Source organism: Gibbsiella quercinecans (genome assembly GCF_002291425.1).
Taxonomy (GTDB): Bacteria; Pseudomonadota; Gammaproteobacteria; order Enterobacterales; family Enterobacteriaceae; genus Gibbsiella; species Gibbsiella quercinecans.
The window spans coordinates 3360699-3373590 of sequence record NZ_CP014136.1 but is presented as its reverse complement, the minus strand read 5'-3'; the positions used below and the strand labels follow the sequence as shown (position 1 = coordinate 3373590).

Here is a 12892-nt window from a genome sequence, read left to right as displayed (position 1 = left end):
GAACCTAATGAACAACACCCTCCAATGGAGGGCGTTGGCGTAAATCAGCTGGCCTTTTGCTCATGCTGTTGGCGGTAAGCCACCAGATCTTCAATCGTCAGCACCAGCATATCGTGCTGTTTGGCAAATTCGATCACTTCCGGCGCATGGGCCATGCTGCCATCATCGTTGGTCAACTCGCACAGTACGCCGGCAGGTTTAAAACCGGCCATGGAAACCAGATCGATCGTGGCTTCCGTATGGCCGCGGCGGTTCAGCACCCCGCCCGGCTGCGCGCGCAGCGGGAAAACGTGGCCAGGGCGGTTAAGATCGCTCGGCGCGGCGTTGTCGGCGATGGCAGCGCGGATGGTCGTCAGGCGATCCGCGGCGGAAACCCCGGTGGTCACGCCCTGCGCGGCTTCAATGGTTACGGTGAACGCCGTTTGGAAATGGCTGGAGTTGTTGGCCACCATCATCGGCAGTTCAAGCTGCTGGCGACGTTCTTCGGTAATGCACAGGCAGACAATGCCGCTGCCGTGGCGAATGGTCAACGCCATTTGCTCAACGGTCATGTTTTCTGCGGCAAAGATCATATCACCTTCGTTTTCACGGTTTTCATCATCGAGCACCATCACGCCGCGCCCGTTGCGCAAAGCGTCCAGCGCGCGTTCAACGCGTTCTGTTGGCGTACCGAAATCTGAAAGTAGCGTCTGATTCATGGTAAAAAAACCTCAATTAACTGTATTGGATTACCAGAACCAGGGCGATCTTGAGGAGTAGCTGGATAGCTAAAAAATAACGCAAGCGAGCGCAAGCCCGACAGATGTCGTTACCCTCTCCCATCCGGACTATAACCGTCGGCCCCGGAATTACACCGGATCTGCTGACCTCTACCCAACCCAAAGGCTGGATGAGCGCTCGCGGGCTTTCATCATAGAAGATGATTTACCGCCGGTGGGGACTTTCACCCCGCCCTGAGAATAAGCTTAACGACTATAGCGCTAATGATTAATCAGGGCAATTAGCAAAAATTGCGATGCTAATACATTTAGCGTAAATACACTGAATCGGCCTCACACCGAGTACAAGATCCTGCGCCGAAGAGTGCCTTGTTGTTTATCCGCTGGGCAACTCGCATTACACTAATGCTATCGCCACCCAATATCAGAAAGGGATATACCATGATAGACCCGAAAAAAATTGAACAGATCGCGCGCCAGGTTCATGAGTCCATGCCGAAGGGTGTCCGTGAATTCGGGGAAGACGTCGAAAAGAAAATCCGCCAGATACTGCAAGCGCAGCTTACCCGCCTGGATCTGGTCAACCGCGAAGAGTTTGATGTGCAAACCCAGGTGCTGCTGCGCACGCGGGAAAAGCTGGCCCTGCTGGAACAGCGCCTGAACGAGCTGGAAAGCAAACTGAATGCGGCCCCACAGGCCAAGCAGGAAGACGAATAAGTTTATGTTAAGGGCGCAAGGCGCGCCCTTAACGTTGCCGCTCGCCACTCACGCGGGACGGTTACTCATGCCCGTTTTTGATGGCCTTGATGATGTTGGTTGTTGATAACCCGTCTTCAAAGTTCAGCACCTTCACATCACCGCCGTTGGCCCACACCTCGGCACTGCCGGCAATCTCTTCCGGTTTATAATCCCCGCCCTTCACCAGCAGATCCGGCAGGATACCGGCGATCAGCCGCTGCGGCGTGTCTTCTTCAAACGGCACCACCCAGTCCACGGCCTCTAGCGCGGCCAATACGATCATACGGTTTTCCAACGGATTGATCGGGCGGGTTTCGCCTTTCAGACGTTTGGTGGACGCATCGCTGTTGACCGCCACGATCAGACGATCGCCCAGCTTGCGGGCGTTCGCCAGATAAGAAACGTGGCCGGCGTGCAGGATGTCAAAAATGCCGTTGGTCATCACGATCTTTTCACCACGCTGGCGCGCCTGCGCAACGGCCGTTTTCAGCTGTTCTTCGCTCATCACGCCGAACCCGGTTTCGGCGCGGCCGCGAATGGCATTTTCCAGCTCGATCGGGGAAACGGTGGAGGTCCCCAGTTTGCCCACCACCACGCCGGCGGCGGCGTTAGACAGGAAGCAAGACTCTTCCAGCGTATTGCCGGCGGCCAGCGCAGCGGCCAGTACGCCGATCACCGTGTCGCCTGCGCCAGTCACGTCAAACACTTCCTGCGCCTGCGTCGGCAGGTGCAGCGGCTCGCGATCCGGTTGCAGCAACGTCATCCCGTGTTCGGAGCGGGTCACCAACAGGGCGGAAAGCTCATAATCCGCCACCAGCTTCATGCCCCGCAGCACCAGTTCCTGTTCGTCTTTGCAATGGCCGACCACGGCTTCAAACTCGGACAGGTTCGGCGTCAGCAGCGTTGCGCCGCGATAACGTTCAAAATCCGTGCCTTTGGGATCGATCAGCACCGGCACCTTGGCGGCGCGCGCCAGTTGGATGATGTCCTGCACCTTGCTCAGCGCACCCTTGGCGTAATCAGACAACACCAGCGCGCCAATCTGCGGCAGCGCCTGTTGAACGCGCTCCAGCAACGGCTGAGCATCCACGTTGGCGAAGCCCTCTTCAAAATCCAGGCGTATCAACTGCTGGTTGCGGGACAGCACGCGCAGTTTGGTAATGGTCGGGTGCGTCGGCACGGAAACAAAGTCACAGCGCACGTTAACTTCATTGAGCCGGGCGCTTAATGCACGCGCGGCGTCATCAATGCCGGTCAGCCCCACCAGGCGCGAGCCGGCGCCCAGAGAGGCAATGTTCATCGCAACGTTAGCCGCACCGCCGGGACGCTCTTCGATGGTATCCACCTTCACCACCGGCACCGGGGCTTCCGGTGAAATGCGGCTGGTCGGCCCATACCAATAGCGATCCAACATGACGTCACCAACCACCAGCACACCGGCGCGGCGAAAATCAGGCAGTGTAACTTTCATTCGATAACTCCAAACAGGTCATAAATTTAGTTGCGCCGATATTACCACAGACACCGATAATGCCGGCAAAAAGGTGAGCTATGCGCCCGCTACGCCCAGCCATTTTTCCCAGCTGCGGCGCACCCGATCGCGCTCGGCGACAAACAGTTCGCTGCTCACCTTGCCGGAGTGCTCCTGCAAGGCCTGCCGGTGAACTTCATCGCGCATCGTCACATAGGCACGGGTCAACGCCTGCGCTTCTTCGTCCGGCATAATACCGTAATGGGCCATCAGTTCGAAGATGCGCACGTTATCCGACCAGCGCGCCAGCCGCGGTTCGCTGCCGGCATAGCGTAAGACCAGATATTGCGCGATAAATTCGATATCGGTGATGCCGCCTTCATCGGTTTTGATATCAAACAGCTCACGCTGCTTGTTGCCCAGATGGTGGCGCATTTTTTCCCGCATTTCGCGCACCTCTTGCTGCAATGCCTCACCGGCGCGCGGCTTGCACAAAATATCGCGCCGGATCTCATCAAAACGCTGATGCAACGCCGGATCGCCATAGACAATGCGCGCCCGCACCAACGCCTGATGTTCCCACGTCCAGGCCTCATTTTGCTGGTAGTCGGTAAAGGCCTCGATGGTGCTCACCAGCATGCCGGCCGCCCCGGAAGGCCGCAGCCGGGCATCCACTTCATACAGAATACCGGAGGAGGTGCGGGTGCTGAACAAATGCATCACCCGCTGCGCTAGCCGCAGGTAGAACTGGCGGCCGTCAATGCAGCGCGCGCCGTCGGTCATCACTTCCGGCGGGCAGTCGATCAAAAACACCAGATCGAGATCGGAACTGTAGCCCAACTCCCAGCCGCCCAGTTTGCCGTAGCCGATCACGGCAAACCCGTGCCCCTGGCGCTCATGCAAATGCGCCGGCTGGCCGTAACGCGCCACCATATCGTGCCAGGCCTGCTGCACCACCGCATCGATGATCGCTTCGGCCAGATAGGTTAAGTGATCGCTCACTTTCATCACCGGCAGCACTTTGGCGATATCCGCCGCGGCGATGCGCAGCTGTTGCGCCTGTTTGAACTGGCGCAGCGCTTCCACCTGCTGCTCCTCATCGTCCGCCGGCACCCGCAGCCGATACTGGTGCAACTCGCTGCGGTAAGCGCCGGGTTCAACCGGCCGGTAGAGCGTCGCCGGATCAAGCAGCTCATCGAGCAGCATCGGGTAGCGCGCAAGTTGGTTCGCCACCATCGGCGAGGCGGCGCACAGGCGAATCAGGTGGCTGAGCGCCGCCGGATACTCCAGCAGCAACTCAAGGTAAGTGGTGCGGGTGACAATGCTAAGCAGCAGTTGAGTCAGGCGGGCCAGCGCCGTGGGCGCGTCGCTGCGCGGGCAGACTTCAGCCAACAGGCGCGGCATCAGTTGATCCAGCACCTCGCGCCCGCGCGGACCAATAGTACGCTTGCCCACGTCCTGGCGGAAATCGGTGATGATACGCAGCACCATACGCTGTTCTTCTTCCCCCAGATGCGGCAACAGCGGCGCCATGTCTTTTTCTTCCAGCGCGTCATGCCACAGGCCATAGTAGCGCTGACAGTCACTATCTTCGCCCACATCGGGGGTATCGTCGCCGATCATGTCGTCAAACACCGCCCGCACCGCGCGCATATGGGCATCCAGCACGGCCAGCAGCGCCGGCCAGTCCGCCAGCCCCATGCCCCAGACCAGGCGCGCCTGATCGAGCGCATCCTGCGGCAGGGTTTGCGTTTGCTGATCGGCAATCGCCTGCAGCAAATTCTCCAGCCGGCGTAAGAACAGGTAGCTGGCGCTCAGCGCCGCCACCGGTTGCGAGCCAAGCAGCCCCAGTTGGCCAATCGCCTGCAGCGTCGGCAGCAATGCGCGCCCCTGCAGGCTAGGCTCGCGCCCGCCGCGGATCAATTGGAACACCTGGGTGATAAATTCAATTTCGCGGATACCGCCGGCGCCCAGCTTGATGTTGTCTTTCAGGCCGCGCCGCCGCACTTCGCGCGCGATCATGCCCTTCATATTGCGCAGCGACTGGATCACGCTGAAATCAATATAACGGCGGAAGACAAACGGCCGCAGCGTGTTGCGCAGTTCCTGGCTATAGGGATCTTCCGCCCCGCCCATCAGCCGCGCCTTCACCATGGCGTAGCGTTCCCAGTCGCGCCCCTGTTCCTGATAGTAATCTTCCAGCGCGGCAAAGCTCATCACCAGCGGGCCACTGTCGCCAAACGGGCGCAGCCGCATATCCACCCGATAAACAAAACCATCAATGGTTTGCTGATCCAATGCTTTGATTAACCGCTGGCCGAGGCGGGTAAAGAACTGGGCGTTGTCCAGCTCGCGCCGCCCGCCCTGGGTTTGCCCGTTTTCCGGGTAGGCAAAGATCAGATCGATATCGGAAGAAAAATTCAGCTCTTCCCCGCCCAGCTTGCCCATGCCAAGGATCAACAGCGGCTGCGGAACCCCCGCCGCATTGCTCGGCGTGCCCCACTCGCGGCAGCAGGTTTGATACAGCCAGTCACGGGCGCGGATAATCAGCGTTTCAGCCAACCCACTTAGCTGACGCAGCGTTTGCTCGGTTGTGGCGCTATTCAGCGCCTGCGCCCAGGCAATACGCACCAGTATCTCGCGGCGGAACAGGCGCAGCGCGTGCATCAGCGCCGTTTCATCCTGCACGGCTTCCAGTTCTTCCTGCAGCCATGCGCCGTAGTGGCGCCACTCATCGGCCGCCGGCGGCTGGCTGCGCAGTTTCGCCAGCCATTGCGGGTGCGCCAGCAAAGCCTCGCTGACAAAATCGCTCGATGCCAGCACCGCCTGCTCCTGGCCGCTAAGCAGCACATCGGCGCCGTGGGTTTCCTGGAAACGCTGCACAATACGCTGTGCCTGCGCCTGTAACGCTGCAGAGAGTCGCGACATAATCAATCATCCGTGCGATGGCCCGCCGCAGCGGGCCGGGTATCATTAACGAACGGCGCCGTTTAACCAGAACGGCGCCTGGGACAGGGCCAGTTTACGGCTGTTTTCATAACTCCCCTGGCGCCGTTCCGCCACCGCCCGCAGCAGCTCACGCCAAGCGCCGATATAGGCGCCGCTTTCAGCGTCGGCATAGGCGCCGGAAAGCAGCATAAAGGCGGCCACCTGGCGCGTCAGGCGCGGCAATTGCCCCTGATAGTCTTCGTCGGTCAGCGGTTGGTTGAACGCGTCTTTCAACTCGGCAGCGCAGCGCCCCAACATCACATCGCTAAAACGTTTGAAGGAGCCATCCAGTTTCGCCTGGGCTTTGGCGTCGATAAACGGCCGCCAGGCACCGGTCAGCAACCAAGATGTGAGCACCAACTTACATTGCAGATACTCCGCGCTGTAACACAGGCTCTGCGGTTCGGCGTTGTGGTCTTCCAGTTGGGGCTCCAGCGCCGCCAGGCGGGCACGCAGATCGGTGCTGGCCTTGCGCGGCACCAGGCCGCCGAAAATCACCAGCGCCTGGCGCACCAGCACCATCGCGTCAAGCACGGCCGGGCGCGCCGCGGCGTTGCCACGCAGCCATAGCTCCTCATGATACTGCCAGTGGCTGAGCGCCAGCTCCAATGCCGCGATCATCCCCTGTTCCACGCTGGATTTCGCCGCTGGCTTCAGCACTTTGAGCGGGCGCAGTGCGAAAGGCGCATTGCCCTGCGCCAGGTGGTAACCACGCGCCGCCTTGCTCAGGCTGCCCTGGCGCAGGCCGCCGTGCTGTGCCAGCTGCTGCGCCAACGCCAGTAGATCCGATGTATTGCCCTGTTTCAGTTCCAGTTCGATCTCGCCTATCGGCTCGGCCAGCTCGCCGGCGCGCACTTCGCCCTGATCCAGGCCAATCTCGATTTCGCTTTCCCCCAGCGCGATCAGCCAGGTTTCACGCACGAAATCCGTGCGGAACAGCGGTTGCAGCGCCTGTTGCAATGCGCCGATATCGCACCCCTGCGGCCAGATATCGGCCGGAAATTCAGCCAGCGCCAGTTCAGGGCTGGCGATCGCCACATTGTATTCCGGGCGCTGATGCACCCCGCCCACCACCCGGCCGGCGGTTTTGATGGTCATCTCATACTGCTGATTACAGCCGCGGATACGTAGCCCGATATCGTGGCGGCGCAGGAAGTTATCGGCCGTCTCGTAGTAAATATTGGTGAGTTTCTGCGGCGCGGTATGCTGATGGGGCCAAGCGGCCAACTGTGCGGACAACCCGGCGGCAGCCTGCGCGGAGGCAATAAATTTCAGTTCTATTTCAACGGTCATATGTCTTTTACACCAATAAGTTACAAATTTGCAGCCAGAGCCTTGCCCTGGCCGAATGCTGCCTGAAAAGGCACCGTTGGCACTATAGTAGCGCGATTCGTTGGCGCTTAAGCCTGCAAACTGTAGAAAAAACCTGTTACGCTGTAAAACGCGGCGTAACGCACAGAATCCGCTACAGTAAGACAGTTCTCATTCCGGTTTTAGCGTTGCGTCGTCACACTGAAGTCTCTACTATCGTTCCATAAATTCACACAGAAACGATGAACTAATGCAGAAATTACGCCTAATTTGCCTCGCTGTGCTGAGCTTCAGCATCACTTGGGGTGCACACGCCGAAGAGAAGCGCTATATCTCTGATGAATTGAACACTTACGTCCATAGCGGCCCGGGCAATCAGTACCGCATTGTCGGGACGCTGAACGCTGGCGACGAAGTCACGCTGTTAAGCGTAAATAATGAAACCCATTACGGCCAGATCCGCGATGCCAAGGGCCGCAATATCTGGATCCCGTTGGATCAGCTTAGCGAAACGCCAAGCCTGCGCACCCGCGTGCCTGAACTGGAACAACAGGTAAAAACCCTGACCGACAAGCTGACGAACATTGATAACAGCTGGAACCAGCGCACAGCGGAAATGCAGGAAAAAGTCGCCGCCAGCGATAGCATCATCAGCGGCCTGAAGCAGGAAAATCAGGATCTGAAAAACCAACTGGTGGTCGCGCAGAAAAAAGTGAATGCGGTTAACCTGCAGCTTGATGACAAACAGCGTACCATTATCCTGCAATGGTTTATGTACGGCGGCGGCGTTGCAGGCGTCGGCCTGCTGCTGGGGCTGCTGTTGCCACACCTGATCCCGCGCCGTAAAAACAACAATCGCTGGATGAACTGACTGGCCTGTGCTGGCCAGGGGCATGGTTCGGCGCCCTCCTTGTTCAGGCCAGCATCAATCCCGCTTTCGCATTCTGAGCGCCAGGCCGTTACCCACGGCTGGCGTTGCGGCGTTTTTATCCGTGCGGATAATTGAGGTAAGCTGTGGCGCAGAGCGGCGATAATTTCAGGAGTGCAACAGTGCAGATTTATCTGGTTGGCGGCGCAGTCCGCGACAGCCTGCTTAAGCTATCGGTGGTAGACCGCGACTGGGTTGTCGTCGGCGCCACGCCCGCGCAACTGCTGGCGTTGGGCTACCAACAGGTGGGTAAAGACTTCCCGGTGTTCCTCAATCCGCAAACCCATGAAGAATACGCACTGGCGCGCACCGAGCGTAAATCCGGCCAGGGTTATACCGGCTTCACCTGCTACGCCGCGCCGGACGTCACGCTGGAAGAAGACCTACAGCGGCGCGATCTGACCATCAACGCCATTGCCCAAGCGCCGGAAGGCGAACTGATCGATCCTTACGGCGGCGTACAAGATCTCAACGCACGGGTGCTGCGGCACGTTTCCGATGCTTTTAGCGAAGATCCGCTGCGCGTTCTGCGCGTGGCCCGCTTTGCCGCACGCTTTGCCCATCTGGGCTTCACCCTGGCGCCGGAAACGGCGGCGCTGATGCGCAGCATGGCCGATGGCGGCGAACTTTCCGCACTGCCCGCCGAGCGCGTGTGGAAGGAAACGGAAAAAGCATTGCAGAGCCAAAGCCCGCAGGTTTACTTCCAGGTATTGCGCGCCTGCGGCGCTCTGCAGGTGCTGTTCCCCGAGATCGACGCGCTGTTTGGCGTGCCGGCACCGGAAAAATGGCACCCCGAAATTGACACCGGTATCCACACGCTGATGACGCTGGCAATGGCCAGCCGCCTCAGCCCGGAAGTGGACGTGCGTTTTTCCGCCCTGTGCCATGACGTGGGCAAAGGGCTGACGCCGAAGCAGTTTTGGCCGCACCACCATGGCCACGGCCCAGCCGGGGTGAAACTGGTCGAGGCGCTATGCCAGCGGCTGCGCGTGCCAAACCCGATTCGCGATCTGGCGATGCTGGTGGCGGAATACCACGATCTGATCCACACCGTGGATAAGTTGCGGCCGGAAACCCTGTTAAAACTGTTTGATGTGATTGATGTATGGCGCAAGCCGCACCGGCTGGAGCAGATGATCCTGACCAGCGAGGCGGATGCCCGCGGCCGAACCGGTTTTGAAGAGAACCCGTACCCGCAGGGTGACTATCTGCGCGCGGCCTTTCAGGTTGCCAATGCGGTTTCAGTGAAAGAGGTGGTAGCCAGCGGCCTGCAAGGGCCGGCGATCCGCGATGAGCTTAAGCGCCGGCGCCAGCAGGCGTTGGCCGCCTGGAAAACTAATCAGGCCTGACGGCGGCGCGGCCCCAATGGCCTGAATGCAAAAAAGCCAGTCAGCTAACCTGACTGGCTTTTTTTACCGCCAACGCCACCTTGCGTTGCCGTTTGGCCTTACATAAACACCACGTAGACCGCAGCCGCCACGATAAAGCGGTAAATTGCAAACGGCACAAACGAAATACGCTTGATCAATTTCAGGAAGGTTTTAATGGCGATCAGCGCCACCACGAAGGCGGTGATAAACCCAACGGCAAACATTGGCACGTCGGCCAGCGAAAGGAACCCCAGGCTCTTGTACACATCCAACGCGCTGGCGCCAATCATCATCGGCACCGCCAGGATGAACGAAAACTCAGAGGCCGCATAACGGCTAACGCCCACCAGCATCCCGCCGGAAATGGTGGCGCCAGAGCGCGAGAACCCAGGCCACAGCGCCAAACACTGGAAACAGCCGATCATGAACGCCTGGCGGTAAGTAATGTCATCCAGCCCAACAGCACGTGGCTTTTTAGGCTTCAGCCATTCCGCGGCCAGCAGCAGGAAGCCCCCCACGACCAACGCATACATCACGTTGCGCGGCTCAAACAGCGATTTAATCACCGAGTGGAACACCAACCCCAATACCACCGCCGGGATCATCGCCAGCAGAATGTGCCCCAGCTTCAAACGCCCTGCCGTATGCCCTTCATGCGCTACTGGCTTGCCGCCGAAATGAATGCCGATCAGGCCGAACAAACGGCGCCAGAACATCACCACGACCGCCAGGATCGAACCCAACTGGATAATAACTTCAAAGGTTTTCGCTTTGTCGCCGGTAAAGCCAAGCCATTCACCGACGATGATCATATGCCCGGTAGACGATACCGGCAAAAACTCCGTTAACCCTTCAACCACCCCAAGAACAAATGCCACAAACAGTGAATGCATGTCTGCCATGTGTGCGCCTACCCCATAAATTTACAGCTAGAAACATAAAATCCGCCCCCGAAGAAGGCGGCATTACTTTCCCATCACGGGAAAAAACCGACGGCCCCCCCTTGCGCACCTTAAACCGCACGCCCACAGGGCCGCAAGCTGGCGCTACGCGCCAGCCACTAACACAAGCATAGTAACGGCTAACAATAAAAAAGCGGCAGTATTCAATACATTGCCGCTAAACAATTCTCTATTCAGAGCAGAATAATTACCGTTAGTTGCACATTCATGACAGGCCATCACGCTGGGCGGGTGCCCCGTTCGATGATCACGCCCACGCTGCGAGCGTGCGCCACTGCCCCTGGCTTGCTGACCTTAATACGTACCCAGGGGGAATTAAAGCGCTGAAGCAATATTTCAGAAATTTCCTCAGCGACGCGCTCCACCAAAGCAAAGCGCCCGCCCTCAACGTGTTGGACAACGGCATCGCAGATATCGGCATAGCTCAAACAGTCGTTTACGTCATCGCTGGCGGCCGCCCGGCGATTGTCCCACCCCATTTCGATATCGAAAACCAGCTTCTGGCGGATGGTCTGCTCCCAGTCATAAACGCCAATGGTGGTGATTACAGTAAGTTCTTCAATAAATACGATATCCATCACGTCGTTCTCTGTTTTTAGCCTTGCCGGATACCACTTCCAGCGGAATATGCGTATTATCCATAGATATTACGAGCAAAACGACCATTATTAAACGGAACCGCGTTATGAGTGCTACCGCGCTTGGCATGATTATCTTCGCGTATCTCTGTGGCTCTATTTCCAGCGCGATCCTGGTATGTCGGATCGCCAGGCTGCCCGATCCGCGTTTACATGGCTCAGGGAATCCAGGGGCGACTAACGTCCTGCGCATTGGCGGCCGCCTGGCGGCGGCATCGGTGCTGGTGTTCGATATATTGAAAGGCATGTTGCCGGTCTGGCTGGCATATGAGCTTGAAATACCGCCGATGTACCTTGGCCTGACGGCCATCGCCGCCTGCCTTGGCCACATCTACCCGATATTTTTCCACTTCCGCGGCGGGAAAGGCGTTGCCACCGCCTTCGGCGCCATTGCGCCAATCGGTTGGGATCTGACCGGCCTGATGACCGGCACCTGGCTGCTGACCGTGTTGCTCAGCGGCTATTCCTCGCTGGGGGCGATTATCAGCGCGCTGATCGCCCCCTTTTATGTCTGGTGGTTCAAACCGCAGTTCACCTTCCCGGTGGCGATGCTCTCCTGCCTGATCCTGATGCGCCATCACGATAATATCCAGCGCCTGTGGCGTGGGCAGGAAGGAAAAATCTGGAATAAGCTGCGCAAGAAGAAGCCAGAAACGCCGGAAGAAGAAACCAAGAAGTAAACGGCAGGGCCGGCGCTCGCCAGCCCTGCATGGCGGCTTATACCGCAGGCAGTTCGGCCAGCGGCCAGCGGGGGCGGACGGAAACGCCAAGCGTGGGGCTGATGCCGCCGCTTTTCAGGCGCACCAGCCCGGCGTAGGCGATCATCGCGCCGTTATCGGTACAAAACTCCGGCCGGGCGTAAAACACCTCCCCACCGCGTTTTTGCATCATTTCCGCCAGTTTGCCGCGCAGCGTGCGGTTGGCGCTCACGCCGCCGGCCATCACCAGCCGGGTAAACCCGGTTTGATCCAGCGCGCGTTTACACTTGATCGCCAGCGTATCCACCACCGCATCCTCAAACGCGCGGGCGATATCGGCGCGGGTCTGCGCATCGCTGCCATTGCCGCGAATGGTATTGGCGGCAAAGGTTTTCAGGCCGGAGAAGCTGAAATCCAGCCCGGGGCGATCGGTCATCGGGCGCGGGAACACAAAGCGCCCGGCGTTGCCCTGCTGGGCCATTTTGGACAGCATCGGGCCACCGGGGTAATCAAGCCCCAGCAGCTTGGCGGTTTTATCGAAGGCTTCGCCGGCCGCATCGTCGATCGATTCCCCCAGCAGGGTATATTGGCCGATGCCGGTCACGCTGATCAGTTGGGTATGGCCGCCGGAAACCAACAGCGCGACGAACGGGAAGGCCGGTGGGCTATCTTCCAGCATCGGTGCCAGCAGGTGCCCTTCCATATGGTGCACCGGCACTGCAGGCACATTCCAGGCAAACGCCAGCGCGCGCCCAACGGTGGCGCCCACCAGCAACGCCCCCACCAGGCCCGGCCCGGCGGTGTAGGCGACGCCATCGATATCCGCGGCAGACAGGTTAGCTTCTTTCAGCGCCGCCTGAATCAGCGGCACAGTTTTGCGCACGTGATCGCGCGAAGCCAGCTCCGGCACCACGCCGCCGTAGTCCGCGTGCAGTTTCACCTGGCTGTACAATTGGTTAGCTAACAAACCGGCCCGATCGTCATACACTGCGATTCCGGTTTCATCGCAGGACGTTTCTATACCCAGTACTCGCATCACATTTCCCATCATTCACAGGCGGCCGCCAGT

The 12892-nt window shown here is 59.1% G+C and carries 11 protein-coding genes and 1 riboswitch; of the genes, 4 read left to right on the top strand and 7 right to left on the bottom strand.

What is annotated here, in order from left to right:
• Positions 1-44: 44 nt before the first annotated feature.
• Positions 45-698, bottom strand: coding sequence for a 3,4-dihydroxy-2-butanone-4-phosphate synthase (gene ribB, locus ACN28Q_RS15600; protein WP_095847178.1), 654 nt, complete (start codon positions 696-698; stop codon positions 45-47).
• Positions 699-806: 108 nt separating this feature from the next.
• A riboswitch (FMN riboswitch) is annotated at positions 807-965 on the bottom strand.
• Positions 966-1160: 195 nt separating this feature from the next.
• Between ribB and ubiK the strand changes: the two genes are divergently transcribed.
• Complete coding sequence (gene ubiK / locus ACN28Q_RS15595) at positions 1161-1436, top strand: ubiquinone biosynthesis accessory factor UbiK (RefSeq protein WP_095847177.1); 276 nt, start codon at positions 1161-1163, stop codon at positions 1434-1436.
• Positions 1437-1497: 61 nt separating this feature from the next.
• On the opposite strand, the gene hldE is transcribed toward ubiK, so the two are convergent.
• The 3 genes from hldE to ACN28Q_RS15580 all read right to left on the bottom strand — a co-directional run bounded on the left by hldE (position 1498) and on the right by ACN28Q_RS15580 (position 7209).
• Entirely contained in the window at positions 1498-2928 is a 1431-nt protein-coding gene (hldE, locus tag ACN28Q_RS15590) for a bifunctional D-glycero-beta-D-manno-heptose-7-phosphate kinase/D-glycero-beta-D-manno-heptose 1-phosphate adenylyltransferase HldE (RefSeq protein ID WP_095847176.1), read from the bottom strand.
• A 78-nt stretch (positions 2929-3006) separates the two neighbouring features.
• Positions 3007-5856, bottom strand: coding sequence for a bifunctional [glutamate--ammonia ligase]-adenylyl-L-tyrosine phosphorylase/[glutamate--ammonia-ligase] adenylyltransferase (gene glnE / locus ACN28Q_RS15585; protein ID WP_095847175.1), 2850 nt, complete (start codon positions 5854-5856; stop codon positions 3007-3009).
• A gap of 45 nt (positions 5857-5901) precedes the next feature.
• Complete coding sequence (locus ACN28Q_RS15580; protein WP_095847174.1) at positions 5902-7209, bottom strand: CYTH domain-containing protein; 1308 nt, start codon at positions 7207-7209, stop codon at positions 5902-5904.
• A 268-nt stretch (positions 7210-7477) separates the two neighbouring features.
• On the opposite strand from ACN28Q_RS15580, the gene ACN28Q_RS15575 reads away from it, so the two are divergent.
• Positions 7478-8098: a TIGR04211 family SH3 domain-containing protein gene (locus ACN28Q_RS15575; protein ID WP_095847173.1), complete on the top strand. Its 621-nt coding sequence runs from the start codon at positions 7478-7480 to the stop codon at positions 8096-8098.
• 179 nt (positions 8099-8277) lie between these two features.
• A complete protein-coding gene (locus ACN28Q_RS15570; protein ID WP_095847172.1) occupies positions 8278-9504 on the top strand; it encodes a multifunctional CCA addition/repair protein in 1227 nt (408 codons plus the stop codon).
• Between the two features lie 98 nt (positions 9505-9602).
• Here ACN28Q_RS15570 and bacA read toward each other — a convergent pair whose 3' ends face one another.
• Both bacA and folB read right to left on the bottom strand, forming a co-directional pair.
• Positions 9603-10427 carry an undecaprenyl-diphosphate phosphatase gene (bacA, locus tag ACN28Q_RS15565; protein WP_095847171.1) on the bottom strand — a complete coding sequence of 275 codons (825 nt, stop codon included), beginning with the start codon at positions 10425-10427 and terminating at the stop codon, positions 9603-9605.
• Between the two features lie 278 nt (positions 10428-10705).
• Positions 10706-11065: a bifunctional dihydroneopterin aldolase/7,8-dihydroneopterin epimerase gene (gene folB, locus ACN28Q_RS15560; RefSeq protein WP_095847170.1), complete on the bottom strand. Its 360-nt coding sequence runs from the start codon at positions 11063-11065 to the stop codon at positions 10706-10708.
• Between the two features lie 107 nt (positions 11066-11172).
• On the opposite strand from folB, the gene plsY reads away from it, so the two are divergent.
• Entirely contained in the window at positions 11173-11805 is a 633-nt protein-coding gene (plsY, locus tag ACN28Q_RS15555; RefSeq protein ID WP_095847169.1) for a glycerol-3-phosphate 1-O-acyltransferase PlsY, read from the top strand.
• Between the two features lie 37 nt (positions 11806-11842).
• Here plsY and tsaD read toward each other — a convergent pair whose 3' ends face one another.
• A complete protein-coding gene (tsaD, locus tag ACN28Q_RS15550; protein ID WP_095847168.1) occupies positions 11843-12859 on the bottom strand; it encodes a tRNA (adenosine(37)-N6)-threonylcarbamoyltransferase complex transferase subunit TsaD in 1017 nt (338 codons plus the stop codon).
• Between the last annotated feature and the right edge of the window lie 33 nt (positions 12860-12892).

Bases quoted from the DNA above. Each gene is read 5' to 3' on its own strand.
- tsaD (WP_095847168.1), bottom strand. From the start codon at position 12,859: ATGCGAGTACTGGGTATAGAAACGTCCTGCGATGAAACCGGAATCGCA.
- ubiK (WP_095847177.1), top strand. From the start codon at position 1,161: ATGATAGACCCGAAAAAAATTGAACAGATCGCGCGCCAGGTTCATGAG.
- plsY (WP_095847169.1), top strand. From the start codon at position 11,173: ATGAGTGCTACCGCGCTTGGCATGATTATCTTCGCGTATCTCTGTGGC.
- glnE (WP_095847175.1), bottom strand. From the start codon at position 5,856: ATGTCGCGACTCTCTGCAGCGTTACAGGCGCAGGCACAGCGTATTGTG.
- folB (WP_095847170.1), bottom strand. From the start codon at position 11,065: ATGGATATCGTATTTATTGAAGAACTTACTGTAATCACCACCATTGGC.
- bacA (WP_095847171.1), bottom strand. From the start codon at position 10,427: ATGGCAGACATGCATTCACTGTTTGTGGCATTTGTTCTTGGGGTGGTT.
- hldE (WP_095847176.1), bottom strand. From the start codon at position 2,928: ATGAAAGTTACACTGCCTGATTTTCGCCGCGCCGGTGTGCTGGTGGTT.
- ACN28Q_RS15580 (WP_095847174.1), bottom strand. From the start codon at position 7,209: ATGACCGTTGAAATAGAACTGAAATTTATTGCCTCCGCGCAGGCTGCC.
- ACN28Q_RS15575 (WP_095847173.1), top strand. From the start codon at position 7,478: ATGCAGAAATTACGCCTAATTTGCCTCGCTGTGCTGAGCTTCAGCATC.
- ribB (WP_095847178.1), bottom strand. From the start codon at position 698: ATGAATCAGACGCTACTTTCAGATTTCGGTACGCCAACAGAACGCGTT.